This is a genomic window from Pseudoalteromonas sp. KS88 (genome assembly GCF_004766475.1).
GTDB lineage: Bacteria > Pseudomonadota > Gammaproteobacteria > Enterobacterales > Alteromonadaceae > Pseudoalteromonas.
This window is the reverse complement of the sequence record NZ_PYHV01000034.1, coordinates 60,499-63,154: the sequence shown is the minus strand read 5'-3', so window position 1 is coordinate 63,154 and position 2,656 is coordinate 60,499. Positions and strand designations below refer to the sequence as shown.

Annotated in this window: 4 protein-coding genes; 2 read left to right on the top strand and 2 right to left on the bottom strand. The window is 40.3% G+C overall.

The annotated features are described in order from the left end of the window. Positions 1 to 460: 460 nt before the first annotated feature. Positions 461 to 994, top strand: a complete 534-nt coding sequence (locus tag C7Y70_RS19315; protein ID WP_135476559.1) for a gamma carbonic anhydrase family protein — start codon at positions 461 to 463, stop codon at positions 992 to 994. Here the strand turns inward: C7Y70_RS19315 and C7Y70_RS19310 are convergent. Further along, positions 991 to 1,245, bottom strand: coding sequence for a DUF1488 domain-containing protein (locus C7Y70_RS19310; RefSeq protein WP_135476557.1), 255 nt, complete (start codon positions 1,243 to 1,245; stop codon positions 991 to 993). The genes C7Y70_RS19315 and C7Y70_RS19310 overlap by 4 nt on opposite strands. Then, complete coding sequence (aroE, locus tag C7Y70_RS19305; protein WP_135476555.1) at positions 1,242 to 2,066, bottom strand: shikimate dehydrogenase; 825 nt, start codon at positions 2,064 to 2,066, stop codon at positions 1,242 to 1,244. Before aroE ends, C7Y70_RS19310 begins: the two co-directional genes overlap by 4 nt. 53 nt (positions 2,067 to 2,119) lie before the next feature. On the opposite strand from aroE, the gene C7Y70_RS19300 reads away from it, so the two are divergent. Beyond that, positions 2,120 to 2,557 (top strand): group II truncated hemoglobin, encoded by a 438-nt coding sequence (locus C7Y70_RS19300; protein ID WP_135476553.1) that lies wholly within the window; start codon positions 2,120 to 2,122, stop codon positions 2,555 to 2,557. Positions 2,558 to 2,656: the final 99 nt, after the last annotated feature.

The window sequence follows — 2,656 nt, the reverse complement described above, 5'->3', positions numbered from 1 at the left end:
TTTTTTGCCTCACTACCGAAGTAGCTTGGCTGTTAGAACTCAATGTGTACGAGTGCCCACACAGATGATTGCTTTATATTGTTAAAGAACGTTGCGATTAAAACGCGTTGCTTTATCTCGCTAGGGCTGCGCATGTTACGCTTTCCTATTTTTTTGTCAATACTTAATTTTAAACTTTTTAAAAAATCTAAACTCAAGTTTTACTCGACTTACTAAGTGACTTGCTTGCCTCGCTAAGCGTTGCCTGCTCTGCCGTCTCAGTGGGGTCGCATTATAGGGAGAACCAATTTTTACGCAAGCGTTTTTTAAAGAAAACTTGAAATAAAGTACTGTTCGCTCGATTTGCGACCGAAACACCTTAAAACTGCTAGTTTAGTAACCAGCATAGATCTGGACTGGCCATTTTATAAGCTCTACTGCTATCATCAGCGCTAATAGCTTTTATTTTATTAGGTGCTCTATGACTATCCGTTCTTATAAAGGAATTACTCCTACTTTAAATCAATCTGTCTATATCGATGAATCAGCAGTATTGGTCGGTGACATTACGTTAGGCGCAAACAGTAGTGTTTGGCCATTAGTGGCGGCTCGGGGGGATGTTAACTATATACGCATTGGTGAACGTACTAATATACAAGATGGTAGCGTGTTACATTTAACCCGCGCCAGTAAAAGCAACCCTGACGGTTATCCTCTCATTATTGGCGATGATGTTACAGTTGGTCATAAAGTAATGTTACACGGCTGTCGTTTAGGAAATCGTATCTTAGTTGGTATGGGTGCTATTGTTATGGATAATGCTATTGTCGAAGATGATGTAATTATTGGTGGTGGTTCATTAGTGCCGCCAAATAAACGTTTAGAGTCGGGCTACCTTTATGTTGGCAGCCCCGTTAAGCAGGCTCGCCCCTTAACAGAGCAAGAGCTTAGCTTTTTAAAAATCTCTGCTAATAACTATGTTGAGCTAAAAGACGAGTATTTAGCAGAAAGCTAAGTAAGTGGCTTTATTTCAATTTTCCCAGCTGAGTTATACTCTTCATCTTCGATGAGTTGCTCAGCAAGTTCTTCATAATCAAAACGCAGTGATTCAAAATGTTGCTTTGCCGCTACCATGTCTGAGATTAATACGCTTTGCATATTCACAATACACTCAACCATAAGTCCGCTAACTTGCGCATAAAAAGTTAAGAGCTGAGTTTGAGTATCAAATTCGACCCTATCTATAAATTGAATTGCTTGATTCATGTAAGCTCCCCAGCTTTTAATGCACTAACGACGGGTAGTATCTCTGGCATTTTATTGCGCCACACATAAAATGCTTGTGCGGCTTGGCCAACTAACATTCCACTGCCATCTAAAACTGAAATACCTGGTTTATTATCTTGCGCCCACTGCATAAATAAAGTGTTTTTAAGCGAATAGAACATATCGTAAACACATTCACAGTGATTAAGGTGTTTTTTATCAAGCCCTGGCAACTCATTATGCACACTACTGGATGTTGAGTTAACAATTAGCGAGTAATCACCTTCTGGTAAATCACCAAATCCGTAACCAATAACTTTGCCGTATTTAGAAAATAGCTCAGCCAGTGTATTTGCTTTTGCGGCTGTACGATTCACGATAACAATTTCACTAGGCTGTTGAGCTAACAACGGTAAAATTACACCGCGGGCAGCACCACCAGCACCAATTAATAGTATTCGCTTATCTTTTATAGCAACTTTATTTGCGAGTAAGTCTTTAACAAAGCCTACGCCATCGGTGTTATCTCCGAGTAAGCGGCCATCATCAAGTAATTTAATGGTATTCACCGCGCCTACTATTGTGGCCAGCTCAGTACGTTCGTCGACCAGTTCAAAGGCTTGTTCTTTAAATGGCATGGTCACATTCGCTCCCAACCCACCTTGAGCAAAAAAGTTACTCACTGATTTTTTAAAGCCGTCAATTGGTGCTAATATTGCGCGGTAATCAATTTGTTCACCTAGTGAGGTTGCAAATTGCGTATGTATAGCGGGTGATTTTGAGTGTTCGATTGGGTTTCCAAAAACCGCATATTTGTCCATGTTCAAGCAACCTCTTTGCACAGTAAACACTGTTAATTATTGATGATAAAATTATGATTAGACGACTTTTCTCAAAATCGAAACCTGCAGAACCACAACACGCCCCCACACCAGAAAAAACACCTTATCAGATGATGGGTGGTGAACAGGGTGCACGTGCACTGTCTGATAGATTCTACGATATAATGGCGAGCGATGAATACGCCAAACCGTTATATGATATGCACCCTCAACCATTAGACCGTATACGCCAAGTATTCTTCGAATTTTTATCTGGTTGGCTAGGCGGCCCAGACTTATTTGTAGAACAGCACGGCCATCCGATGCTACGAAAACGTCATATGCCGTTCCCTATTGATCAGGACTTACGCGATCAATGGATGCATTGCATGAACAAGGCGTTAGATGCTGAGATTGATAATCCATTACTGCGTGAAGGGCTGCGTAAATCTTTAGCACAATTAGCCAGCCACATGATTAACCAACATTAAACTTTTATTTAACCTGAACTCTGGTTAAGAGATGTACTAATGTATTGATATTAAATCACAAATATATTTATTGGTCTTCAGCCGGAGACTTTTAGCGAT

Coding starts and splice junctions, on each gene's coding strand:
- aroE (WP_135476555.1), bottom strand. CDS start 2,066: ATGGACAAATATGCGGTTTTTGGAAACCCAATCGAACACTCAAAATCA.
- C7Y70_RS19310 (WP_135476557.1), bottom strand. CDS start 1,245: ATGAATCAAGCAATTCAATTTATAGATAGGGTCGAATTTGATACTCAA.
- C7Y70_RS19300 (WP_135476553.1), top strand. CDS start 2,120: ATGATTAGACGACTTTTCTCAAAATCGAAACCTGCAGAACCACAACAC.
- C7Y70_RS19315 (WP_135476559.1), top strand. CDS start 461: ATGACTATCCGTTCTTATAAAGGAATTACTCCTACTTTAAATCAATCT.